The organism is Gemmatimonadaceae bacterium (assembly GCA_019752115.1).
Lineage (GTDB): Bacteria > Gemmatimonadota > Gemmatimonadetes > Gemmatimonadales > Gemmatimonadaceae > Gemmatimonas.
Window position 1 is genome coordinate 129,537 of the sequence record JAIEMN010000019.1, and the last position, 24,999, is coordinate 154,535.

Annotated in this window: 18 protein-coding genes; 6 read left to right on the top strand and 12 right to left on the bottom strand. The window is 67.8% G+C overall.

Annotated features, from left to right (window positions below; all coding sequences use genetic code 11):
* Positions 1–3 precede the first annotated feature (3 nt).
* A complete protein-coding gene (locus K2R93_09015) occupies positions 4–1,599 on the bottom strand; it encodes an alkaline phosphatase D family protein (GenBank protein MBY0489964.1) in 1,596 nt (531 codons plus the stop codon).
* 118 nt (positions 1,600–1,717) lie between these two features.
* Here K2R93_09015 and K2R93_09020 point away from each other — a divergent pair, with 118 nt between their 5' ends.
* A complete protein-coding gene (locus K2R93_09020; protein MBY0489965.1) occupies positions 1,718–4,255 on the top strand; it encodes a zinc-dependent metalloprotease in 2,538 nt (845 codons plus the stop codon).
* Positions 4,256–4,267: 12 nt separating this feature from the next.
* Here K2R93_09020 and K2R93_09025 read toward each other — a convergent pair whose 3' ends face one another.
* Complete coding sequence (locus tag K2R93_09025; GenBank protein ID MBY0489966.1) at positions 4,268–5,497, bottom strand: DUF1343 domain-containing protein; 1,230 nt, start codon at positions 5,495–5,497, stop codon at positions 4,268–4,270.
* Between the two features lie 79 nt (positions 5,498–5,576).
* Here K2R93_09025 and K2R93_09030 point away from each other — a divergent pair, with 79 nt between their 5' ends.
* Complete coding sequence (locus K2R93_09030; protein ID MBY0489967.1) at positions 5,577–6,824, top strand: DUF1343 domain-containing protein; 1,248 nt, start codon at positions 5,577–5,579, stop codon at positions 6,822–6,824.
* A 235-nt stretch (positions 6,825–7,059) separates the two neighbouring features.
* Here the strand turns inward: K2R93_09030 and K2R93_09035 are convergent, their stop codons facing one another.
* On the bottom strand, positions 7,060–9,858 hold the full coding sequence (locus K2R93_09035; GenBank protein MBY0489968.1) for a TonB-dependent receptor: 2,799 nt from the start codon (positions 9,856–9,858) through the stop codon (positions 7,060–7,062).
* Positions 9,859–10,052: 194 nt separating this feature from the next.
* Here K2R93_09035 and K2R93_09040 point away from each other — a divergent pair, with 194 nt between their 5' ends.
* A complete protein-coding gene (locus K2R93_09040; GenBank protein ID MBY0489969.1) occupies positions 10,053–11,378 on the top strand; it encodes an aspartate aminotransferase family protein in 1,326 nt (441 codons plus the stop codon).
* Positions 11,379–11,396: 18 nt separating this feature from the next.
* On the opposite strand, the gene K2R93_09045 is transcribed toward K2R93_09040, so the two are convergent.
* The 4 genes from K2R93_09045 to K2R93_09060 are packed head-to-tail and all read right to left on the bottom strand — an operon-like array spanning position 11,397 to position 14,598.
* The gene (locus K2R93_09045) at positions 11,397–12,230 is read right to left on the bottom strand and encodes a hypothetical protein (GenBank protein ID MBY0489970.1); all 834 of its coding nucleotides are present in this window, start codon (positions 12,228–12,230) and stop codon (positions 11,397–11,399) included.
* 7 nt (positions 12,231–12,237) lie between these two features.
* Entirely contained in the window at positions 12,238–12,933 is a 696-nt protein-coding gene (locus K2R93_09050) for a hypothetical protein (GenBank protein ID MBY0489971.1), read from the bottom strand.
* Between the two features lies 1 nt (position 12,934).
* Positions 12,935–14,320 carry an FAD-dependent oxidoreductase gene (locus tag K2R93_09055; GenBank protein MBY0489972.1) on the bottom strand — a complete coding sequence of 462 codons (1,386 nt, stop codon included), beginning with the start codon at positions 14,318–14,320 and terminating at the stop codon, positions 12,935–12,937.
* The gene (locus K2R93_09060) at positions 14,317–14,598 is read right to left on the bottom strand and encodes a 4Fe-4S dicluster domain-containing protein (protein ID MBY0489973.1); all 282 of its coding nucleotides are present in this window, start codon (positions 14,596–14,598) and stop codon (positions 14,317–14,319) included. The genes K2R93_09055 and K2R93_09060 overlap by 4 nt, the downstream gene beginning before the upstream one ends.
* Before the next feature lie 209 nt (positions 14,599–14,807).
* Between K2R93_09060 and K2R93_09065 the strand changes: the two genes are divergently transcribed.
* On the top strand, positions 14,808–15,860 hold the full coding sequence (locus tag K2R93_09065; GenBank protein ID MBY0489974.1) for a cyanophycinase: 1,053 nt from the start codon (positions 14,808–14,810) through the stop codon (positions 15,858–15,860).
* A 163-nt stretch (positions 15,861–16,023) separates the two neighbouring features.
* Here K2R93_09065 and K2R93_09070 read toward each other — a convergent pair whose 3' ends face one another.
* The 5 genes from K2R93_09070 to K2R93_09090 are packed head-to-tail and all read right to left on the bottom strand — an operon-like array spanning position 16,024 to position 20,032.
* A complete protein-coding gene (locus tag K2R93_09070) occupies positions 16,024–16,842 on the bottom strand; it encodes a fumarylacetoacetate hydrolase family protein (GenBank protein ID MBY0489975.1) in 819 nt (272 codons plus the stop codon).
* A gap of 10 nt (positions 16,843–16,852) precedes the next feature.
* Positions 16,853–17,275, bottom strand: coding sequence for a hypothetical protein (locus K2R93_09075; GenBank protein ID MBY0489976.1), 423 nt, complete (start codon positions 17,273–17,275; stop codon positions 16,853–16,855).
* Positions 17,272–18,534, bottom strand: a complete 1,263-nt coding sequence (locus K2R93_09080) for a beta-lactamase family protein (GenBank protein MBY0489977.1) — start codon at positions 18,532–18,534, stop codon at positions 17,272–17,274. Before K2R93_09080 ends, K2R93_09075 begins: the two co-directional genes overlap by 4 nt.
* Positions 18,535–18,545: 11 nt before the next feature.
* The gene (locus K2R93_09085; protein MBY0489978.1) at positions 18,546–19,160 is read right to left on the bottom strand and encodes a YbhB/YbcL family Raf kinase inhibitor-like protein; all 615 of its coding nucleotides are present in this window, start codon (positions 19,158–19,160) and stop codon (positions 18,546–18,548) included.
* 11 nt (positions 19,161–19,171) lie between these two features.
* Positions 19,172–20,032, bottom strand: a complete 861-nt coding sequence (locus tag K2R93_09090; protein ID MBY0489979.1) for a DUF1028 domain-containing protein — start codon at positions 20,030–20,032, stop codon at positions 19,172–19,174.
* 146 nt (positions 20,033–20,178) lie between these two features.
* Here K2R93_09090 and K2R93_09095 point away from each other — a divergent pair, with 146 nt between their 5' ends.
* Together K2R93_09095 and K2R93_09100 are read left to right on the top strand one after the other, a co-directional pair.
* A complete protein-coding gene (locus K2R93_09095; GenBank protein MBY0489980.1) occupies positions 20,179–22,434 on the top strand; it encodes a prolyl oligopeptidase family serine peptidase in 2,256 nt (751 codons plus the stop codon).
* Positions 22,431–24,983, top strand: a complete 2,553-nt coding sequence (locus tag K2R93_09100; protein MBY0489981.1) for an Ig-like domain-containing protein — start codon at positions 22,431–22,433, stop codon at positions 24,981–24,983. The genes K2R93_09095 and K2R93_09100 overlap by 4 nt, the downstream gene beginning before the upstream one ends.
* Positions 24,984–24,999: the final 16 nt, after the last annotated feature.

Sequence of the window (24,999 nt, forward strand, 5' to 3'; positions counted from 1 at the left end):
ACGCTACCGCGCGCTCGGCTCCGGCGCCAGTTCCGTGCTCCAGAGGCGCTTGCCGGTCACATCCCAGAGACCAGCGGTGAGTGCCCGTGAGGTGGGGTCGATGTCGAGCGTCCCGTAGAACTGGTAGTTGTCGCTCGGCGGTCGGTTCGGCTTGGGCGGCGTGCTGGCAAAACGCACCTCCGGGCCGAAGGTCGCGTCGAGCTCGTTCGGACCGAATGTGCCGGCATGCATCGGCCCCGCCACGAATTCCCAGAACGGATCGAAGCCCGTGAAGCGCGCGCGTTCAGGCGTGTAGTAATGCGCGGCGCAGTAGTGCACATCAGCGGTGACCCACACCACGTTCCTGACCCGCGCCTGCTTGAGGCGTTGCAGCAGCTGCGCGAGTTCGCGCTCGCGCCCGCTCGGTGCGCCGGGATCGCCGTTGGCCACGGCCTCGTACGTGCGCGGCCCACCGTTCGGGGGGTCCATCACCACGAGCCCCAACGGCATGTCACTGGCAACCACCTTCCACTGCGCGCGGCTCGTGGTCAGCCCGCGCTCGAGCCAGGCGAGCTGCGCATCGCCCAAGATATGCGCGCCGGATGCTTCCCGGTTCGGCGAATTGGCGGAGCGATAGCTCCGCATATCGAGGACGAACACCTCGAGCAGCGGCCCGTATGAGAACGAGCGGTACACGCGGCCAGCCTCGGTTGGGTTGCGTCGGATCGGGAGATAGTCGAAGAGCGCCTGCTTGGCCCGCTGCGCCAGCACGTGGACGCGCTTCTCGGAGTAGCGTGCGTCGTTGGCCAGCACGAGCTCGTCGTACCAGTTGTTGCAGACTTCGTGGTCGTCCCACTGCGCGATGATCGGCACGCTGGCGCCAAAGCGCTGGGCGTTTGCGTCAAGCAGGTTATACGCGAAGCAGCCGCGAAACTCGTCGAGCGTTTCGGCCACTTTGGCCTTGGCGGGGGTGACGAGATTGCGCCACACGGTGCCATCGTCGAGCGCGACCTCGGCCTGCAGCGGGTTGTCGGCGTAGATGTTATCGCCCGAGTGGATGAACACATCCGGCTCGGCACGGCGCAGCGCCTCGTACATGCGAATGCCGCCACGCGCGTCGTCGATACCCCACCCCTGCCCCACCATGTCGCCCGAGAAGGCCACGCGCAGCGGGCGATCGGCGCGCACGGGGGCCGTACGGAACGAACCGGCGAGGGGTTCGCTGAACGCGCCCGGGCTGTCATCGCTTTCGAAGCGCACGCGGTAGTGGATGGTCTGCCCCGGCGGGAGACCGGCGAGATCCACATGTGCGATGTGATCATCAACTGCGCGCACCGGGGCGGTCACCAGGCGCCGCACGTGGCGGAACGCGTCGGTGGTGTCCCATTCGATGTGCAGGCGGGCCGGGCGATCGGCGCGGCTCCAGAGCATGGCCCGGGTACTCAGCACATCCCCCACCTGCACGCCGCTGGGGAGGAGCGGGCGGAGACGCTCCGCCGTGATGATCGCCGGGGCGCCGTGGGCGGGGAGCCACCCCGATCGCGGGCGGATGACGGAGGCGACCCCCGCGGCCAGCGAGGCGCCCAGGAAGGATCGGCGAGTCAGATGCGGATCGACCATGCGGGAAAGCTACTGACGCGCCCAGCAGGTGCGCCCATCGCGTGCGCCCAGCGGATGCGCCCAGCGGATGCGCCCCGGTGGTCGTACGTTCTAGCGTCCCTCACCCCGAGCGTCCCTCATGTCGTTCCGTCGTTCTCGCGTGCCCGCCCTGGTGCTGCTGGGCACGCTGTCCACTCCGGCTGCCTCCGCGGTGGCGCAGCAGCCGCCGGCCGGTGGCGCCGCCCAACCCCCTGCCGCCACGCAGCCGCCCGCCGGTGGAGCACCGGGCGGCGGGAATGCGCCCGCGCGCGGCCCGCGCCCGTACGCGCAGGTGATCCCTGCCCGTGCGCATACCGAGCGGGGCGGCATCACGGTGCATCGGGTGGATGAACGCTGGTTCTTCGAAGTCCCCGACTCGCTCAAGGGGCGCGACTTTCTGATGGTAACGCGCGTGGCCGGCGTGCCCGGCGGCTCGGGCGGCTTTCAGAGCGCGGGCAGCTCGCTCACGGAACGCCTGGTGCGCTGGGATCGCGTGGGGGACCGCGTGCTGCTCAAGAGCATCAACACCGGGGCGGTGGCCGATGACTCACTCCCCATCGCCAAGAGCGTGGCGCAGAACAACTATCCGGCGATCATCGGCGCGTTTCCCATTGCCGCCTACGGCAAGGACAGTGCGTCGTACGTGATCGACGTGACCGACTTCTTCGCCACCGACAATCCGGCGACGTCCGGCCTCGACGCGGCAAGCCGCCGTCAGTTCGGTGTGCGTCGCTTTGATGCCGCGCGCAGCTACATCGCGGGGATCCGCGGGTTCCCGATCAACATCGAAGTGCGGCAGGTGCAGACGTTCGATGCCGCCACGCCCCCGAGCGATCCCGATGGGGCTACGGTCACGATGGAGACGCGGCAGTCGATCGTGCTCCTCCCCAAGGTGCCGATGCGCCCGCGCTACGCCGACGCGCGCGTGGGCTTCTTCTCGGTGGAGCGCGTGAACTACGGCCTCGATGTGCAGAAGGCCGAAAGTCAGGAGTTCATCACCCGGTGGCGCCTCGAGCCCAAGGATCCCGCCGCGTATGCGCGCGGAGAACTCGTGGAGCCGGTCAAGCCCATCGTGTACTACCTCGACCCGGCGACGCCCACCCGCTGGAAGCGCTACGTGAAGGAAGGCGTGGAGAACTGGCAGAAGGTCTTTGAGAAGGCCGGCTTCAAGAACGCCATCCTGGCGAAGGATGCGCCGAGCAAGGCGGAAGATCCCGACTTCGACATGGACGATGCGCGCTACAGCATTGTGCGCTGGGCCGCGAGCCTGGTGCGCAATGCGACCGGACCGCACACGCACGATCCGCGCTCGGGGGAAATCATCAACAGCGAGATCACGTGGTACCACAACCACATGCGTTCATATCGCAACTGGCTCATCATGGAGACCGGGGCCGCCAATCCGATGGCGCGCTCGCTCAACATCCCGGATGAGCTGATGGGCGAGACGATGCGGCAGGTGATCACGCACGAGATCGGCCACGCGCTGGGGCTGCAGCACAACATGATCGCGTCGGCGAGCTTCCCGGTGGATTCGCTGCGGAAGCCGTCGTTCACGCGGAAGTACGGCGTGAGTGCGACGATCATGGACTACGCGCGCCAAAACTATGTGGCGCAGCCGGGCGATGGGCTCGAGCCGAAGGACTTCATCCGTCGCGCCGGCCCGTTCGACGACTTTGCCATCAACTGGGGCTACCGCGTGATCAACGCCCCGACGCCCGAGGCGGAGCGCAGCACGCTCAACACGTGGCTCACCAAGCAGAGCGGGCCGTTCCCCTATCGTTTTGCGTCGCAGGGTGTGGCCGCGGGTGATCCGCGCAACCAGACCGAGGATCTGGGCGACGATCCGGTGAAGGCGAGCCGCTACAGCACGATGAACTACAAGCGGATGATTCCGCAGCTGGCCACCTGGACCACGACGCCGGGCGATGATTTCACGGAGTTGCGCGAGGTCTACGAGGAGTCGGTGGGGCGCTGGTTCGGCAACATGCAGCATGTGACCACGGTGGTGGGCGGCGTCGAGGTGGATCTGAAGAGCGCCGATCAGCCGGGGGCCGTGTATCGGGTTGTACCCAAGGCGCGGCAGAAGGAGGCGCTCGCGTTCCTCGCCGAGCAGGTGTTTGCCACGCCCACGTGGTTGAGCCCCGCGAACATCACGTCGCGCATCGGGCCCACGAACGTGATTGCGCAGCGGCAGGCGGCGATCGTGACGACGCTGCTGACGCCGGCGCGCCTTGGGCGTCTGGCGGAGTCGGAGGCGTACGACGCCGCCAATGCGTATCCGCTTGCGGAGTACATGACCGACCTGCGGCGTGCCCTCTTTGCCGGCACGCCGGACGCGGGGCGGCGGCAGTTGCAGCGCGTGTACCTGCAGCGGCTCGAGGCGCTCATCAAGCCGCCCACCGCGCCGGCGGCCGGTGGACCGGGCGGCGGCTTTGGTGGCGGACCGGCGCGCTACACGCCGTTCGTTACGGCGCCGACGGTGCCGCTGAGCGACCTGCCGGCGCTGGCGCGCCAGCAGTTGCGCGACGTGCAGCGGGAGGCGACGGCCAACGCGGCCACTGCCACCGGCACCACGAAGGCACACTGGCAGGATCTGGCCGATCGCGCGCGCGCGATTCTCGATCCGCGCAGCTGATCGCGCGCGGCGCTAGTACAGCAGCAGCGGTGCAACGCGCGCGGCCCATCCGGTCGCGCGCGTTGTCGTTTGGTCGGGGAGCGGCGCGTGCGGATCGGCCAGCGCCGCCGCGAGATCGCGCCGCCCCACCAGCCGGGCGAGATGATCAGCGCCGCTGGGATTGGCGGCGGTCGGATACGTCGCCCAGGCAAAGTCGCGCGGGTGCTGCCGCGCCACGTGCGCGAGCAGGCGAAGGCCGAGCGCCACCGGACGAAGCGACTGCGCCACAAATGTCGCGGGATCCGCCGCCGCCACGGTCAGGTGGATGCCCTCACAGCGCACACCGGCGTGCGGACCCGTCGTCGGCGTGAAGTGTAGCGGCTCCGCCGCCACGCCAGGCTCACGCACCGCCGACGCGAGTGCGGCCGCGTCGAGCCACGGTGCGCCGACGGTGGCAAACGGCGCGCTGGTGCCGCGCGCCACGCTGACGTTGGTGGCTTCGAAGAGACAGGTGCCGGGGTACCAGGCGGCGCAGTGTGCGTGGGGCATCGCCGGCGACGTGGGAATCCACGGGAGCCCGGTGGCCTGCCAGTCGCGCGTCCGATCCCATCCCGTGCAGCGGACCACCTCGAGCCGCGCCGTCGGTACGGCCTCGCATTGCCAGACGCGCGCCAACTCCCCCAACGTGAGACTGTGGCGAACGGGGATGTCGCTCTCCCCGATGAACGACCGGCAATCCGCCGAGAGCATCGGCCCTTCGGCGGACGCGAGCACACCGCCGAGCGGATTGGGGCGATCGAGGACCACCAACGGCACGCCGGCCTCGGCACAGGCGTGCAGCGCGTGCCACAGCGTCCACGCGTAGGTGTAGAACCGGGCGCCCACGTCGGGGATGTCGAAGAGCACGGCGTCGAGATCCATGAGGTGCGCCCGCGTGGGACGCATGCGCTCGCCATAGAGCGACACCACGGGGAGCCCGGTGACGGCGTCATGACCATCCGTGACGGGGGCGCCGTCAGCCGCCGACGCACCGAGGCCATGCTCGGGCCCAAATAGCCGCACGAGCGGCACACCGGCCTGCTGCAGGGCGACCCGCACTCGCACATCGGGATCGCCCGCACGGCGCGCCGCGTCATTCGTGATCAGTCCGACGCGCCGCCACGATGCCCACCACGCGGGGGTGTCGATGAACACATCCACACCGAATCGCACCACGGCGGGGGAGTGCGGTCCGGCAGGCGGGAGTCGCGGGGGCGAGTGCATGGGGTAGTATACGGGTGGATCGATATCGGCGGTCTCCCCGCGCCGGATCGACCGCTGCCCCACCCTCTCCCCACCGCCCATGTCCCGCCCCATCGTTCGCGCGGCCCTTGCCGCCGGCGTGCTGCTCCTCGCGCCCCTTGCCGATGCCCTCGCTCAAGCCAAGGGGAACGTCATCCCCGGCATTGAAGTGCTGCTCACCGACTCGCTGCACCTGATCAAGGGCAAGCGCGTGGGGCTGCTCACCAACCATTCGGGGCGAGATCGGAAAGGCACCAGCACCATCGATCTGCTGTTCAACGCGCCTGGCGTGAAGCTCACCGCGCTCTATGGCCCCGAGCATGGCATTCGCGGCGAGGCGAAGGCCGGCGAAAAGGTATCGAGTGGGACCGACGCGAAAACCGGGGTGAAGGTGTACTCGCTGTACGGCGATGTCGAGTCGCCCACGCCGGACATGATGAAGGACATCGACGTGCTGCTCTACGACATCCAGGATGTCGGCGCGCGCGTCTATACCTACCAGTGGACGCTCGCGCTGACTGCGGCGAGCGCCAAGAAGCCGATCATCATTCTCGATCGACCGGATCCAATTCGCGCCGACCGCATCGAGGGGAACATCCTCGATCTCAAGTTCCGCTCACTCGTGGGGCAGCATGCCGTCGCGCTGCGCTATGGGCTCACCGTCGGTGAGCTCATGAAATACCTCGTGGGCACCAAGGCGATCGATGCCCAGGTGACGGTGGTCCCCATGAAGAACTACCGCCGGGCGATGTGGTACGATGAGACCGGCATGCCGCGCGTGAATCCGAGCCCCAATCTGCGCACGCTCGACGCCGAGCTCCTCTACCCGGGCACGGTGTTTTTCGAGGGGACGAACGCCACCGAAGGACGTGGCACCGATGCCCCCTTCCAGCTGATCGGCGCCGACTACCTCACCGACCACGTCGCGGTGGCGAAGGGACTCAACGATCTCAAGCTCCCCGGTGTGCGTTTCGATACGGCGACGCGCACCATCGAAGCGGGCTACAAGTTCGGCGGCAAGACGATTCCCATGATCAAGGTGTCGGTCACCGACCGCAATGCGGTGCGCTCGGTGGAGCTGGGCATTCGCATGCTGCGCGCCTTCCGCGCCGCGCATCCGAAGGAGTTCGCCTGGCGTGAGCCGAGCGTGAATGCCGCCGGCCGCATCAAGGGGATCGATCGCCTGGCGGGGACCGATGCCCTCACCAAGGCGGTCGATGAGGGCACCGTCGATGCGCTCATCAAGCAGTGGGACGCCGATGCGGCCAGGTTCGCGCAGCTTGTGAAGCCATACCTGCTGTATCGGTGAGCGCTCGACCGGCCCTCGAGCGGCACTCGCACGGGGGTGCGTGTCACTGATATGGCATATCAGGGGCCAGGTGGGAGGGTTGAGGGGGAAGTGGGATGCGGAAAGGGGGCGACGGCGCTTTGCGCCGTCGCCCCCTCGCCGTTTCACCTCCCCCTGACTGCTCCCCCCTGGCTCCTCAACTGCGGGAGCCGTGACGGGCAGCTGCCGGCGGTGTGCTGGATCGCTGGTCGAGCGATCAGAAGTCGAACCTCAAACCCACCTGCCCCATGCGGGCGCCGAAGACGGCGGTCGGCTTGCCGAACGTGGCCACCGGCGCACCGGCCGTCGTGAACTGCGTGCCGCCGTACGACAGGTTGTTGCGCCAGTTGAACACGTTGAACGCTTCGGCCGAGAGGCTGACCGTGCGGCCGCTCACCTTGTACAGCGGGCGCGCGATGCGCATGTCCACCGTGCGGTACCAGAACGGCCACGAGTTCGGCGGCAGCGTCGTGCGGTTGCCGGTCGACGTGGGCGTGCTCCCCGGGAAGTCATCGTTGAACACGTTGTTCAGGTTGAGATCGCGCCCGTCGACCGTCACGAAGGGACGCGGGCTCGCAATCGTCGCCACCGAGGAGAACGTGAAGCCGAACGGGATCTGCACGATGTCCGAAAGCACGAAGCGGTGCCGTTCGTCGCCGGTGGTCCGCTGGCGATTGAAGAGGAAGTTGTACGTGAAGGTCGGCAGGGCCGCCGTGTCGAAGTCGCCCTGATACCAGCCGAGCGTATAGGCAAAGTTCACCCGGTTGCGCTTGCGCTGGTACGTCGCCTGGACGAGCACCGAGGAGTAGTCCGACTGGCCGATGTCATCCCAGATCAGGATGTCGCCATAGTTGGCCGTCAGCTTGCGACGGGACGGCGTCACAGTGCGATCGACGTAGTTCGGATTGCGCTGCACATAGAGGTTGTCCATGTGCTGGCGGACGTAGTCGATATTGAAGCCGAACGACTCGGTGAGCTGATGACCGACACCGATCGACATCTGCTTCGAGTGCGGCGTCTTCATGTCGAGGTTCATCAGGATCGGCGCCGGCGAGCCCGACGCGCCGGAGATGACCCGCTGGCGCAGGACGGCCGGATCGGTCGTACCCGGGTTCACGAAGTTGTAGGTACGCCAGGTCGAATTGCGACGCTCCTGGAAGCCCATGAAGCTCGTGACGCGGTCGTAGATGATACCGAAGCCACCACGCACGAACGTCTTGTTGTCCTTGAACGGATCCCACGAGAAGGACACCCGCGGCGAGAAGTTGCCGAGCTGGTTCTTGCGGTTGCCGGCGTTCAGGTAGCCCTGGAGCTCCGGAATCCCCTGCAACACCGGATCCTTCGACCACGGCGTCACGTAGTCGTTGTTCATGGTGTTGAGCTCGGCATCGTGCCGCAGACCGAGCGACAGCGTGAAGTTCGGCTTGATGCGCCACTCGTCATTGATGTAGATGCCGGTGGTATAGCCGGTCGCGCTGGCGATCGCGTCGCTGGTGCCGTTCGGATCATTGAAGCCCACGGCGATCGAGGCCGAGTTGGGCAGCGTGGACGTGTCGGAGGGGAAGTTGAAGGTGCCGTTCGTGTTGTTCGGCTGGTTCTGCTGCGCGGCGATCGTCGACAGCTCGACGCCGGCCTTCACGATGTGCGACCCGGCCTTCTCCACGTTCCACGTCGCCCGGTTGACGAAGCGGAAGTGGTTCTCCTTGAGGATGAGCGGGAAGCCCGCGGTCCCGAAGATGACGCCGGGATAGCTGCGCTGCGGACCCGGCAACAGCGGCGCTTCGTTGTGATTCCAGCTCACCAGCTGCAGGCTCGCTTCGTTCACGAAGTTGCCGCTCTTGGCGAGATACCGCTGACGAAGCTGCGCCGTGTAGATCTCGTACTTCTGCGAGATGCCGCCATCCTGCGTGACGCGGCCACCGAAGTTGCCTTCGCCGCGCAGGAAGCGCGCGGACCCCATGAAGTCGTACGTGATCGTGGGGCTCGCCACATACGTCAGGCGCGAGAACGCCGTGTGATTCTTGTTCGGCGCCAGGAACGACCCGCGAAGCGAGGCCCAGTTGGCGCCGCTGGTGGGATTCACATCGAGATAGAAGTCGGTGTCCGTCAACTCATAACTGGTCGCCAGGAACAGCTTATCCTTCTTGAGCGGACCGGCAATGTTGAAGCCGAGCTGCGACCGACCGAAGTTCGGCACGGTGGTCTGAAAGGCATTCTGCGCCAGCATGCTCTTGTTCTGGTAGAAGCCGAAGCCCGACCCCTTCCACTGGTTCGTGCCGCGCTTCGATTCCGCGCTGATCACGTACGAGCCCGCTCGCGTGAACTCCGCATCGTACGGATTCAGGTACACGCGGAAGTTCTCCAGCCCCTCCTGCGGCAGCGGTGAGCCGGTCTGCCCGAGGCCCACAATGTTGCCGTTGAAGAGGCTCTTCATTTCGACACCGTCCATGTAGACGTTGAAGAAACGGAGATCCGGTGCCGCACCGCCCGAGGGGAGGGTGCGCCCCGACTGCGGCTGGTACGTTTTGATGCCGGGCGCGATACCGGCCAGATTCATGATGCCGCGCGAGTTGAACGGAAGATTCTCGATTTCTTCCTTCACGACCGGCGCGGACACGGACATGCGCTGCACTTCCACCTGCTTCACGCGATCGGCGGTGACCGTCTGCGCATCGAGCTCGGCGGCGCCCTTCTCGAGTTCAAACTCGAGACGCGCCCGCTGGCCCAGCACGAGTTGCACGGTATCTGTGCGCTGCCGGTAGCCGAGCGCCTTCACATTGACGGTGAACTGCCCGGAGTAGAGGCCGAGCACCCGGAATTCACCGGTCGGGCGCGTCAGCACCCGATGGACTTCGTCGGTCGCCACGTTGCGAACCGTGATCTGCGCGCCGGCAACCGGGCTGCCATCGGCGCGAACCGCGCCTTCAAGTGTGATGGAGTTCTGGGCGAGCGCCGAACTGGCGGCGAGCACCGAGGCGGACGCCGCGAGGAGCAACCGTGTTACCGGTCGCATCATGGGCCTTCCTGGCGTTGGGGAGGGAGGAGGGAAACTGCGGTGGGGCAAGTGGCACGAGTATAGGAAACCGTTTACCGATCGGCTAGCCGGGGATTCCCGCACGGTGCCCCAGATCGCCGCCCCACGGTGGCCGATCGGCGTCGAGGCTCCCATGTTCTTCTGGTCCCGTGTTTCCCTCCTGCCAGCCGTGTGCCATGACTGCCTCGACCTTGCCGTCGCTCGACGCCCTCTGGATGCCGTTCACCGCCAACCGTGCCTTCAAGGCGGCGCCGCGGCTGCTCGCCCGCGCTGAGGGGGTGCACTACTGGGATGTGGATGGCCACCGCGTCCTCGACGGCACGTCGGGGCTCTGGTGTGTGAACGCCGGCCATGCCCGCCCGCGCATCGTGGAGGCGATTGCCAAGGCGGCGGCATCGCTCGACTACGCGCCCGGCTTCAACATGGGCCATCCGGCACCGTTCGAGCTGGCCGATCGGCTGGCGGCGCTCACGCCGGCGGGTCTCGATCGCATCTTCTTCACCAACTCGGGCTCCGAGTCGGTGGACACGGCCATGAAAATCATCATGGCGTACTTCGGGACCCGCGGCGAGACACAGCGCGTGCGCTTCGTCGGGCGCGAAAAGGGCTACCACGGCGTCGGATTCGGCGGCATCTCGGTGGGCGGGCTCGAGAACAACCGCCGGGCGTATGCACGCTATCTGCTGCCGCACACCGACGCGCATCTCCCCACCACACACGGCCTCGAGTCCAATCGGTTTGCGCGCAGCCAGCCGGCCAACGGGGTCGAGCTCGCCGACGCGCTCGAAGCGCTCTGCGCCACCCATGGCGGCGACACCATCGCGGCCGTGTTCGTGGAGCCGATGGCCGGGTCCGCCGGCGTGCTCGTGCCGCCGGTCGGCTACCTGGAGCGGCTGCGCGCGATCTGCGACCGCCACGGCATCCTGCTCGTGTTCGATGAAGTCATCACCGGCTTCGGTCGGCTGGGCGCCGCCTTCGGCGCGCAGCGCTTTGGCGTGACGCCCGATCTGATGACCCTCGCCAAGGGCATCACCAACGGCGCCGTCCCCATGGGGGCGGTGTTTGCGCGGCGGGAGATCTACGACACGGTCGTGGACGGCGCGCCCAACGGCATCGAGTTCTTTCACGGCTACACGTATTCCGGCCATCCGCTCGCCTGTGCCGCCGGTCTTGCCACGCTCGATACGTACGCCGAAGAAGGGCTCTTCGAACGGGCCGCCGAACTGGCGCCCTACTGGGAAGACGCGGTGCACTCGCTGCGCGGTGAACCACACGTCATCGACATCCGCAACCTGGGGCTCGTGGCCGGCGTGGAACTCGCCACCCGCGATGGTCAGGTCGGCGCACGCGGCATGGAGGCGCACATCGACTGCTTCCAGCACGGACAGCTGGTGCGCTTCACCGGCGACACCATCGCCATGAGCCCGCCGCTCATCATTGAACGCGCGCAGATCGACGAACTCATCGACGGCGTGCGCGCCACCCTGCGCCGCCTGCGGTAAGGTGCCCGGGCGACGAGCCTAGCGCTCGTCGCCCTCGCCGTGCTCGCGGCCACCCGCGTGGCAGGCAATACAGTTGTCCAGATTCGACGTTCGCACTTCGCCGCGGTGCTGCCGTGCCACGCGCGCCGGATCGTGCGCATGACAGCCGTAGCAGGTATAGGACTTGTAGTTGGACGGGTTCGTGTGGCACGTCGCGCACGGCACCGGCCGGCGGCTTCCGTGATCGAGCGGGAAGACGTCGTGCCGGATCTGCGCCCCCTGCCAGCTCGACGTGGTATGGCAGGCGGCGCAGTCAGTGCCCAGTGAGCCCTTGTGCGTATCATCCCGTTCGTGACAGCCGACGCAGGTGGTCGGTGTGCGCGCGAATGACAGTCGCCCACCGGTGCTCGTGTGGCAGCCGGCACACCGCACCGTGGCATGGGCGCCGTCCAGCGCGAACCCGAAGCGATCATGCTGACGCGCGAGCCCCTCGAGCGAGGCCCGCGTGGTGGTGCCGCCGCGATGCTCGTCGTGGCAGGCCAGACAGGGCGTGCGCGCCGCGAAGGCGGCATGCAGCGCGCTGCTGTCACGCTCCTCCGCCTGAATATCGGTGTGGCACGTGCGGCACTGCGCGCTCATCGTGGTCGGCGACCACGGCGCCACGTGACAGGCGCCACATCGGGTCTCGAGCGCCGCGTGCGACGTCACGCCACCGAACAGTTCGGGAGTGGAATCAACCGGCATCAGCGGCCCGGGCGAGACGATGGACGCGCCCCGCTGCTGCCAGACCGCGGCCAGAAGCACCACACACACGAAGATGGCGAACCAGCTGCTGCGGGGGACACGCGGACCAAAGGGAGCCGACGAGGACATGGTCACCTCAGCGCGTGAAGAGCGTGAAGTACACCGACGCCACGATATGGGCGGCGGCAAGCACCCACAGCGCCGCCGACATCGGCACGTGGAGCATCCACCACACACTCAGCACAGCACGAACGGCGGCGATCGGGGCCGGCTGCGCAATGTCACGTCGTACCCCTTCCTGTTCGTGTCGCAGGGCCATCAGCTCGGCGTGCAAGACAGCTTCGCGCGCCGCATCGGGCGGCTCGCGTCGCGCGACTTCGGCCAATGCGGCCTCCACGCGGGCGAGTTCGGAGTCGAGCATGGCCAACTGCACGGGATGCGCCGTCGTCACGGCGCGCGGCAGCGACGCCAGCACGGCCCGCCCCACAACGCCGCTGGCCACCACCAGCACCATCGCGAGGGTGAGCACCCCCGCGAGGCCACGAAAGACGAAGCCGGAGTGCAGGAGCACGAGATAGGGACCGAGCAGACCAGCCGCCATGTGCCAGACCATCGCGGTCGCCATGGAGACACTGCCGCCCGCCTCCTGATGCTTGCGCCACGTGTAGCCAAAGCCGGCCCAGAGCATCAGCAGGACACCGACGATCCCCAGGCCGTGGCCGAGCGGCGAGGAAGCCCACGAGGTGGCCGCATCGTGCCGCAGTGCGTAGAGCAGCGTGGCCAACACGGCGACGCCCAGCCCCATGATGATCTCACCGAGTCGCGTCGCCATATCACCGCCCGGACCGAGGATCGGTGACCCGATGTCCATCCGGGTCATGCACATGCGACTCGCAGAACGCCAGCAGGCGATCGAGGGCGTCATCAGGCGCGGCATCGAGGAGCGGACGCAGTGCGGAGATATCGACCTGCTCACCGATCAGATGCGCGAGCGGAACCGAGACCCGCTGATCGCCCATCACCACGGCGCCCACGATGCGTTGCCCGCTTACCACGACCCGCAGCCGGTCCTCATGGCGCGTGCCGCCGACGCTCCATGCGTCGGGATCGAGCTGCCACCGCTCGCTTTGGCCGCGCGTGAGCGTCAGCAGATCCGGATCGGCGGCACCACCCACGGCGCCGATGATCGTCGTGGTCACGCCTGCCACGCGGGTCACGTTGAGCGGGGGGTGCTGACGAAGCACGAGGCCGAGCCCCGCCATGTTGTAGCCGGCGGTGCGCCCCTGCGCGAGCGCGCTGCTCCAGAGCGTGTCGAGCTGCGCGGTGCGCGTGATCGGGTCGTACACCTGGGCACAGTCGCCGGCCGCGTAGATGCCGTCGTGGCTCGTTTCGAGCCGCTCGTTCGTGCGGATGCCGCGCTCCACCACCAGCCCGGCCTGCCGCGCCAACTCGGTGCGCGGCCGGACACCAATGGCCACCGCGAGCAGATCGGCGGGAATCGTGCGCCCTTCGTTCGTGCGCACGCCGACGAGCCGCCCGTTCACGCCGAGCGCCTCGCGAATGCTCGTGTTGCGATGCAGGGTCACGCCGCGCGCCGTGAGGCGAGACTCGACGATCGCCGATTCCACGCGGTCGAACACTTTGCTCCAATAGCGTTCCCCACGCAGCAGGTAGTGCGTCGGCACCCCGCGAGCGTGCAACCCGTCCACCAGCTCGAGCGCGGTGGAGCCACCGCCCACCACCACGGCGGCCTTGGCCGTTCGGGCCCGGGCAATGAGCGCTTCGGTATCCGACAGCCCATCGAGACGCATCACACCATCGAGCGACCCGCCGGCGAAATCGGGCGCCGTGGACGCCGCCCCAGTGGCGAGGAGCAGTGTGTCGTAGGTCAGGGTGTGCCCATCGGTCAGCTGCAGCTTGTGCGCTTCGGGGAGCAGTGCGTTCACCCGCGCCACGCGGCGCTCGAGGCGCAGCAGCTCGATCTGTGCGTCGGTGCGGATCAGCAGCCGCTCGGCCGGCAGTTCGCCGGTCAGGCGATAGGCGAGTGCCGGACGCGAGTAGAACCCCGCATCCTCATCGCCAATCATGGTGATCCGGGCACGATCATCGACGTCGCGGATCGCCTCGGCGGCGCTCAGCGCCGCGATGCCGGTGCCGATGATGACGTGATGGCGCACGCGTTCACGCGCGCCGTCTGGTGTGGAGGGCGCGGCGATCATGGGCGCGCCTCCAGGTCGCGAAACGCCAACGTGCCGCGCGGGCAGCGGGCGACGCAGCTCCCGCAGAGCACACAGCGGGCGTCGGTGACCGCGCGGCCATCGCGTGCATACGCGCGCACATCGATCCCGCTTGGGCAATTGTGCGAGCAGAGGCCACACTGCACGCAGCGCCCCGACTCGGCCATCACGATGCCACGTGCGAGCAAACGGACGCGCGTGGCATCGGTTGGGAGGCCAACGAGGGCCGTAGTGTGGGCATTCCGACGAATCGAACGCATGACATGATCCTGTGCTGGATGCTGCATGGTACGACCCACCGATGAACCCACCGTGAAGGGTGTGTGAATCAGGGATGAACGGCATGGCGAGGTCCGAGTGTGGCAGTGACGCCACTCGTCACAGTCCGGGCCCGCTTGCGCACGCATCGCCCGATCGCGAGGCTACAGGTGTCGTGAAGTCCCCTTCACCTGTCTTTTCGGAGCCCCTGATGTCCTCCCGCCTCCTGCCTGCGGCGAGCGCCGCACTCGTGCTCGCGCTCGTCGGTGCCTGTGCTGCTCCCGCCGACGTCGCGGCGCCTGAGGCGCGGCTCGCCAAGGCCCCCGCGCCAGACGTGGAGACGTATGTCACGGGGATCCCGAACGCGTCGAGCACGCCGCTCGGTGGCGTCTACCTCGCCGGTGGCGGCGTCGATGATGATGGCGGCATGGGCTGGCTCGTGCGCCAGGGCGGCGTGGCGGGCACCAACCGGAAAGGCGTCTCGTATTACGGCGATGTGGTCGTGCTGCGCACCAGCGGCAGCAAGGGCTACAACAGCTGGATCGACCGGCTCGGCGCCAACTCGGTGACGACGCTCGTGATCAACACGATCGCCGGCGCGAACAGCGACAGCGTGGAAGCCGCGATCAATCGCGCCGAAGTGATCTTTCTCGCCGGCGGCGATCAGTCCACGTATGTGAATCTCTGGACGGGCACGAAGCTCCAGCGTGCCGTCAATGCCCGGGTCGCCCTCGGGTACCCGATCGGCGGCACGAGCGCCGGCCTCGCCGCCCTCCCGCAGTACATCTACTCGGCGCAGTTCGCGTCCACCACGTCGGCGATGGCACTCGCCAATCCCTACGACGGTTCGATCACGTTCGCGCAGCGCCTGTTCACGGTGCCCCTCCTTTCGGGGCTCATCACCGACTCGCACTTCGTCACCCGTGATCGCATGGGGCGCTTCTACACCTTCCTCGCGCGCCTGCAGGCCGATGGCCTGACCAGCACGCCCCGCGGCCTCGGCGTCGACGAAGGCTCCGGCGTCGGCATCGCCGCAAATGGCCAGGCCACGGTGTACGGGACCGGCAACGGCGCGTATCTCGTCACCCCGACGGCGCGCGCGACCAGCACGCTCGTGGTACCGCTGACGTACGACCCGATGACGGTGGTGAGGGTGCCGGTAGGGGCGACGTTCAATGCGGCGACGTTCAGCGCGAGTGGTCCGACATATTCGATTTGGGCGAATGGCGGTGTGCTGAATTCGTCGACGGGAGTGATCTACTGAGCGACTGAGACGTGAGGAACCCCTCAGGCATCAGGAGGGGGGACGAAAGGGAGTGGGCGTCAGGACTGCGGTAAGCTCCGCCGTCCTGACGCCCACTCCCTTTCGTCCTACCCCCTGATATCTGAGGGGTTCAACTCACCACTCACATCTCAGATCTGAGTGGTCACTTCCGCTGCGCCACCGGATTCCTCAGCACTCCCACCTGCTCCAACTCCACTTCCACCACATCGCCGCTCTTCATCTGCCGCGTCGTGCCCGGGGTGCCGCTGTAGATCACATCGCCCGGTTCCAGCGTCACATAGCGGCTGATGTAGCTCACGATCTCGGCGACGTTGAAAATCAGATCCTTCGTGCGCTGCGACTGGACGATCTGACCGTTCAACCGCGTCTGCAGCAGCAGGTCATCGTAGTTCACGCCGCGTACGATCACGGGGCCCAACGGGCCGAAGGTATCGGCGGCCTTGGCGCGGAACCACTGCAGGTCGTTTTTCTGCCAGTCGCGCTCCGACACGTCGTTGCCGGTCGTCACGCCAAAGACATACTCCTTGGCCTTGTCCATCGGCACGTTCTGCGCGCGCTTGCCGATGACGAGGACCATCTCGCCTTCGTAGTGCACGTTGTTCGCATCGGGCGGAATGATGACCGTGTCGTTGTGCGCGATGATCGACGTCGGCAACTTGGCGAAGAGCCCCGGATAGGCGGCCGCCGGGCGCTCCCCCAGATGCGTCTGATAGTTGAGCCCCACGGCGATCACCTTCGACGGGACGGCCGGCGCGAGGAGCTTCACCTTGGCGCGCGCGACCTTCACCCCGGTCGGCGTGGCGTTCACCCACGGTGCGCCGCGCAGCTGCACGATCTGATCACCGTCCAGGCGGCCGTACGAGATCGTCGCCCCTTGCTGATAGCGCACAAACTCCTGCTTCTGCGCCAGCACCAGAGAAGGCACGGCGAGCAATGCCGCCAGCAGAACACCACGGGTCATGGAGAAAGCCTCAGGGTTCGAAGGTGATGACGGCCAGCACGACGGCCGTCAGCGCGCACAACAGATTGAATCTGCCCAGCAGCTGGATGCGCGCGATGGCCGCGGCGTCGCCCTGCATGGCCTTGCGGCGATGCATGTGAATGACGCCCACGGAGAGCGTGAGCAAGAGCACCGCGGCGAGCTTGGCGTGAAAGGTGCCCGGCAGTGGCGCAAAGCCGCCGTGCTTGGTGAACACCATGGTCAGCCCGGTGACCCACAGCAACGGCAGGCCGATATCGCCCAGCCGCCCCATCGCAAAGGCCGCCCGCCCCAGCGGCGGCCGTTCGGCCGGCGCCGCCGCGGCGATGACACGGGCGAGAATGAGATTCGCAAACGGGACCGCGAGCCCCAGCGCGAGGCCCAGCAGGTGCAGGATCAGCAGCAGCTTGTTCATCGCCGCCGGCTCTTGGTCAGGGCCGCATAGGTGAGGAACTGCACCCGAGCGACGATGTCACTCGCGATGGGGAGCTGGTTGATCATCACGACCATCGTGAGGCCTTCGACCGGATCGACCTTGTAGTTGGACCCGTAGGCACCGCCCCACCCCCAGGTGCCGGCCGACGAGGCATTCGAGGCCCCATAGCTCTCGATCGTTTCGAAGCCGAAGCCGAAGCCGACGCCCGCGCCGTGCAGCGCGCCCACCTGATTGCTAGTCATCAGACCGACGGTATGGGGCGCCAGATACTGTCGGCCAGCCCAGGTACCGCCATGGGCGAGCATCTGCAGGAAGCGAGCATAGTCGCGTGCGGTGCTGAGCAGCCCCGCGCCGCCCGCAAAGCTCACGCGTGGACCGTCGAGATAGTGCCCCTGCCCCGTGATCGGATCGTCCGAGCGCACAGCCTTGCCGTCACGACTCATGTACACGGTCACGAGGCGATCGCGTTCGGCGGGCGGCAGATAGAAGTACGTGTTCTTCATGCCCAGCGGCCTGGTGATGCGCTCGGCGATGAACTGGTCGAGCGGCATACCACTCGCACGCTCCACCACGCAGCCGAGAACATCGGTGTTGTAGCCGTACACCCACGCCTCACCGGGCTGCGCTACAAACGGCAGCGTGCCGAGGGTGTCCATCGTCGCGCAGATCGGCTCGGTCTTGTTGGCGGTGTACCACCCGGGTCCCTGCGCCGGCCCCAAGCCCTTCGCGCGATAGCGTTCCGCGACGATGGCATCGGTGCCATACGAGATACCGGCGGTGTGCGTGAGCAGATCCCGGATGGTGATCGCGCGCCGCGCGGGCACGATGGCGATGCCGGTGTCGCGCTTCACGGCGACCGAGGTGCGCGCAAACGTCGGCATGAAGCGACTCACCGGCGTCGTCGGAAGAAACTTCCCTTCCTCCATGAGCATCAGCGTGGCGACGCTCGTGAGCGCCTTGCTCTGCGAGGCAATCCGGAAGATCGCATCGGTCGTCATCGGACGCTTTGCGTCTCGATCCCGCCACCCCGCCGCACGCTCGTAGACCACCTGATCGTCACGCAGGACGAGCACCACCGCACCGGCGATCTCCTCCCGGGCCACGGCCGCATCGAGGGCGCTGTCGATGCGAGCGAGGCGGGCGGTGGAGAAGCCGAGCGTCGCGGCGGCGGGCTTGGGCTGCGCATGCGCCGTGGTCACGCCAAGCAGCGCGACCGCGACCGCGCGCCCCGATGACATCACACTCCGCCTCACGGCGCCGGCCGCCGATAGAGCCCCACCAGCACGCCCTTCCCGCGCACATGACCCGCGATCTGCTTCATCACCTCCGAACGCGTGAGCGGCGGGCTCATGGTCGTCGGCACCACATTCACCACATTGTCGAGCGCATAGAGCTCGAAGACGTAGTGATGCGCGGGCCCCGTGCTCGGCGCCGCCGGGCCACGATAGCGCGGGCCGCTCGCGCTGATCTGCCGAGCACCGTCTTCGAGAATTGCGCCACTCGGCACCCCCGCCGGCAGCGACGTGGCGGTGCCGGGGATGTTCCAGACCAGCCAGTGGAGCAGATCATCCGTGCCGTCGCCCAACGCGGCGTCGGCGTCGTGCACCAGCAGCACGAAACTGCGCGTGGAATCGGGCGCCCCACTCCAGCTGAGTGGCGGCGACACATCACGCCCGGGCTGGGCATTGGCCTCGGGGATCATCCCGCCGTCGGTGAAGGCGCTCGAGGTCAGGGTGATGACCCGCATCGCCGCCCGCGGCGGATTGGCCGGCTGCGCGGGGCGGGCGGGTTGGGCGGGCGTCTGCGCCTGGGCCGTGGGCCACGCCACGCACAGCGCGAGGGCAAGGAGCGCGAATCGGTGCATGATCGGCGCCCTCACTTGTACGAGGCCGGCTGCGTCTTCCGCCACGCGTCGTAGCGTGTGCGGAGCGTCTTGACCGGATTGAGGTTCTCACCGGGCTTGATGGCGTTCGGCCCCGGCTGATTGGGCTGCGCGACGGTGAGGTACATGCTGTACTTGCCGTTGTTGTGCGAGTCGCCGTTGGTATCGGCCTTGTTCGCCATGAGGATGTACGCCACGTAGGCCGTGCGCTCTTCGCAGGGGATCGCCGGCTTGCTGTTGTCCGCCGGCAGCGGCGGGCACGTGCAGCGGCTGTCGCCACCGAACCTGTCGGCGGTTTCGAGCGCGGCCATGACGCGATCGGTGAGGGCGCCCTGCGTGTGGAGGAACGCCCGCACCGCGTTGGGGATCACGTCGCCGGTGCGCAGGATGTTCCCCTGGATGGAGTAGTAGATCTGCGTTCCGGGCACCTGCCCCTGGATGTCCTGCGTCACGTAGCCGTTGCTGAGCCCTGAATGCCCGGCGGTGCGACCGGTCAGATCCACGATGCCGAACTGTCGCGTTTGAAACGCCGGATCGGCCGACAGCATCTCGATGATGCGCTTGGGATCGGTCCCTTTCTGCAGCTCGCGATAGACAAGCATCTGATTGGCGTGCGTGCCGTCAACGCCGGCCTGGCAGGCCGCAACGCCCTTGCCGGGCACCACGACGGCCTGGATGCCCATGAGAAAGGCGTCGTCACGATCGACACAGGTGGCCGAGGCGATCACGACCCGGCCGGTGGCCATGTCCACCGCGATGACCGACCACGTGGCATGCGCGGCCCGCGGCAGGACGAACAGGAGAAGCGCCGCGAGGAACGTCCACACGCGGGGCCCACGGAGGGAGAGGGGCATAAAGAAGAGGGATGGGGGCGTCTACCAACTCGCTACCAAAAGGCAGCGTGAGGCGCACCGCGTCCAGAGTGCCGCGGCAGCCGGGTCCGTCCCCCGGCGCTACAATAGAGCCGACCCTCCAATCTGGTCCCGAACCGGCCCTGACCATGCTTCCGTTCGCCCGCCGCCTCCGCGCCGCCGCCCTTGTCCTGCTCGCCCCGGTGGCGGCCGTGGCCCAGCCCGCCCCGCGCGCCTTCAATCTCGACGACCTCCTCGACACGCGGACCACCGCGCTCGGGGCCATGTCTGCCGACGGGCAGTTCGTCGTGGCGCTGATGTCGCGGGCGCGGACCAGCATGGGCGTCGATTACAACCGCTCGTTTGGCGACCCGACCTACGCTGCGCCCACCCGGCGCGAGGGCTGGGTCATCGACACGCGCAGCGGCGAGAAGACGGCGCTCTTCGCCGAACCGCAGGTCGTGGGCGCACAGGCCTGGTCGCCCGATGGCAAGACACTCGCTGTGGCGGTACAGCGCGACGACGATCGCTTTGACCTGCTGCTCTGGGACCGCGCCACGCGCAAAGCCGCGCCACTCAAGGTGCCCGCCGGCCGCTATGTCTTTGCGAACTCGCGCCTGCGCTGGAGCCCCGATGGCGCGAGCCTGTTCGTCTCGTTGCGCAGCGACAGCTGGCGCACGGCGGCGGCCGCCGAGTTTGCGCGCCTGACCACCGGGCCGCGCATCGTGCAGTCGAGCAGCGAGCCGTTTCTGGCGTGGAATGCCATCCAGCGCCGCGGCACCGTGGAGTCCGTGGTGCGCGTCGATCGAAAGACGGGCGCCGCGACCGATGTCCTGCCCGAAGGGATGCGCCAGTCCTGGCAGCTCACGCAGGACGGGCAGATGGTGGTGTACACCGAGGACATCACCACCAAGACCGACTACGATGTGATCGGCGGCAGCGAGCACAAGCTCCTCGCCCGTGCCGTCAGCGGCGGCACGCCCAGCGTGCTCTTCCCGTCGCTCAAGAATGTGCGGCTGGTGTGGGACAAGAGTGGCCGCCGCTACAGCTGGCTGCAGGGCGATCAGCTGCTCGTCGCGCAACTGGGCGACAGCGCGCGCACCCGTCTCGCCGGCGATAGCGCGGCGTCGCGCGATACCACCGCCGCGGCGCGCACGCGACGGGCGAAGGAGCGCTTCACACCGGTGAGCTTCGTGGATGGTGCCAGCACCCCGCAGCTGGTGGCGACCAACCCCGATGGCATCTGGCTAATCGACGCCTCCTCCAAGCAGCGGCGGCTGGTGGCCGCGACCAGCGATTCGGTCCCGACGTCGCCGCGCGTCCGCTTCGTGGGCGCGGTGAACAACGGCGGACAGCTGCTGCTGGCCATGGAGTCGCGCACGACCTGGCGGCGTGGACTCCTGCGCTATGACATCGCCAGCGGCCGCACCGATACCCTCTTTCAGGGCACGCGCCTCTACGGCGGCTTTGCGGTAAGCGACAATGGCAGCACCGTGGTCCTCTCCGGTGGCGACGGCAACCGCCCGGGTGACTTGTGGGCCATGACGGCGCCCTTCGGGGAGCCGCGTCGCCTCACCGAGGCCAACCCGATGCTCGCCGACCGCAACCTCGGCCCCACCGAACTGCTCACCTATCTCGACGCCGACGGCACCCGCGAGTTCGGTGTGGTGCACTACCCCACGAATTATCAGAAGGGGCGCGCCTACCCCACGGTCTTTCTCATCTACGAAGACTTCTTCGCCGACAGCTGGGATGGCCTCGCCAACCTGCTCAACGCGAACGGGTATGTGGTCGTGAAGCCGAGTGTGCGCTTCGACATTGGCTATCCGGGCGAAGCGTGGATCAAGGGCGTCACCGCGGCCGCCAACAAGCTGATCGAGATGGGCGTGACCGACAGCACCAAGCTCGGCGTGCAGGGCACCAGCTACGGCGGCTATGCGACCAACCTGCTCATCACGCAGACCACGCGCTTCAAGGCGGCGATCAACGTCAGCGGCAAGGTCGATGTGATCAGCTTCTACACCGATTCCCCGCGCCTCGGCGTGCGCAACGTGCACGCCGCCGAGAAGAGCCAGGACCGCCTCGGCGCCACCTTGTGGGAGGCGCCACAGAAGTACGCGGCGCAGTCGGCCATTCTCTACGCCGATCGCATCAAGACGCCGCTGCTGCTCATGACCGGCGAGATGGACGGCAACGTGCCGGCGATCAACACGCGCGAGATGTTCTATGCGCTGCGCCGCCTGGGCAAGGAGGTGACGTGGGTGAGTTACGCCAAGGGTGGGCACGGGACGCCGCTGTCGTCGCTCGACGACTGGATGGACTTCTACACGCGCACCCTCGAGTGGTGGGGCAAGTACCTCAAGGGCGAGAAGCCGGCCAGCAAGGCCACGGAGATGCAGCCGTGATCGTTCGCGCGTCCTTCGTTCGCGCGTCCTTCGTTCGCGCGTCCTTCGTTCGCCGGTACGCGGCGGGCCTGCTGGCTGCGGCGGCGCTGGCGGCGTGCGGCCACGAGGGCCCACCCAAGGTGGCCGCGGTGACCGTCTCCCCCGCCTCGTCGACCATGATGGTGGGGCAGTCGCTCACCTATCTCGCTACGCCACAGTCGGCGAAGGGTGCGGCGATCACAGGGCGTACCGTGCTCTGGAGCAGCAGCAACACCGCCGCCGCGACCATCTCCACCGGCGGGCTGGTCACGATGGTCGCGCCCGGATCTTCGATCATTTCCGCCAGTAGCGACGGGGTGACCGGCACCGCGCAGCTGACGGTGATCCCGGTGCCGGTCGCGCGTGTCACGGTGTCGCAGACCTCGGCGACGCTGCTGGTGACCCAGACGCTGCAGCTCACCGCCGGCACGGTGGATTCGATCGGCGGCGTCTTGTCCGGCCGACCGATCACCTGGACGAGCAGCGCACCGGCCGTGGCGACGGTCTCCGTGAGCGGCTTCGTTGTGGGGGTCGCCCCCGGCACGGCCTCCATCGTGGCGAGCAGCGAGGGCAAGACCACCGCGGTCGAAATCACCGTGCGCGCCCTGAGCGGCCCGCCGGTGCTCACGGGGCTGTCGGCAACCACGCTGGTCCCCGGGCAGCTGGTGGCGCTCCGCGGCGTCGGCTTTGGTGCGTCGGCCGCAGCCAACACGCTCACGATTCGCGGCATCCCGGTCCCGCTGGTCGCCGCCAAGCTCGACACGCTCACGTTTGTCGCGCCCTGCCAGAATGCCGGCACCGCGGCGTTGCAGGTCACCACGTCGGGCGGCACCAGCAGCGCGCTCACGGTGACGTTCGCGCCCATCACGCGCACGCTCGCCAAGGGGCAGGCGGTGATCATCACCGCCGCCGACTCGAGCCAGTGCAACCAGCTGCAGGGCACCGGCACCGCGGCGCGCTACGTCGCCGTGGTCTCGAGCAATCTGACGAGCCAGAACTCCGTCACCGACTTCGAGCTCGCCGGCAACACCACCAACGCGATCGCGCTGCGCACCGTGCAGGCCCCGGCCGCTCATCTCAGACAGCCGCTCGACGCCGACGAAGCGCGCTTCAACGAGGCGCACGCCGCGCATCTCGAGTATGAGCGCGCGCTCTACCCGCAAACGCTCGCGCTGGCCCGCCTCGCGGCCACGCGCCCACGGCGCGCGCGCGTGGTGTCACCGCCCGTGGCGGGGGACATGCGCAGCTTCTACTACAACTTCAACAGCTGCAACGACTCCACCCAGATCATCCGCGGCCGCGTGGTCTACAGCGGGACGCGCACCATCGTCTGGGAAGACTCGGCCAATGCCGTGAACTCGGCGGCGAACCCCGATGTGCTCTCCTACTACCAGAAGATCGGGCAGATCTTCGACCTGGATCAGTACGACGTGGTGAAGAACACCTTCGGCGACCCACTGCGGCGCGATGCGCTCACCGATTTCGACGAACGCGTGCACATGGTGTTCACGCAGCGCCTGAACGGCTCCGGCGCCGCCGCCTATGTGACCAGCTGTGACGCCACGGCCCGCGGCACGAGCCGCTGGGGGAGCAACTTCGGCGAGTTCTTCTACGGCATGGCGCCGACCGCGACCGGTACGAGCGTGACCAACACCGCGCAGCCGCCCGGGTGGTTTGCCTTCATGGTGCGCACCGTGGTGCACGAGGTGAAGCACATCGCCTCGCTCACCGCGCGCCTCTCGAACGGCGCCTCGGCGTTCGAGGCGAGCTGGCTCGAGGAAGGCACGGCGCGACAAGCCGAGGAAGTCTGGGCGCGCGAGAAGCTGCACAAGGTGGCCTTCAAGGGAAACACCGGCTACGGCACGGCCGCGAGCAACGGCGTGTTCTGCGACTTCAATCTCGCCAACGCGACCTGCGCCGCGAACGACGCCCTGCGCCGCCCCAGCTGGGGGATGCGCCGCCAGTTCAACGAGATCAAACCCAAGCTCGACGAACCGTGGAACTGGTCGCCGTACGGCGATGCCAACGGCCAGAGCGGCGCGATCTTCTACAACACCACCTGGAGCCTCGTGCGCTACACGCTCGACCGCTTCGGCTCGAGCGACGCGGCGTTCTTCACGGCCCTGACCAACGGCACCACCACCGGCATCAATACCCTGACCGCTCTGACCGGGGTGTCGATGGAACGCCTGCTCGGCGGATGGGGGCTCGCGCTGTACGCCGATGACTATCCCGGGCTCGGCACGGTGAACCCCGACGCCAGCTTCCTCACCTGGAACCTGCGCGACATCTACGGCGGGCTGAACGCCGATCCGCTCTGGACGGGCACCTACTCCAAGGCCTACCCGATCACGCCGGTGGCGCTCACCTTCGGCAGCTTCGTGGCGCAGCGCACCGGGATTCGCGGTGGGGCCCACGCCTATTTCGAGATTTCGGGGACGCCCACCGCGCCGCAGCTGCTCGATCTGCGCGGCGTGGGCGGCACCACGATGCCGGCCAACCTGCGACTGGCGATCATGCGGCTGCAATGACAAAGCGGGACCGCGC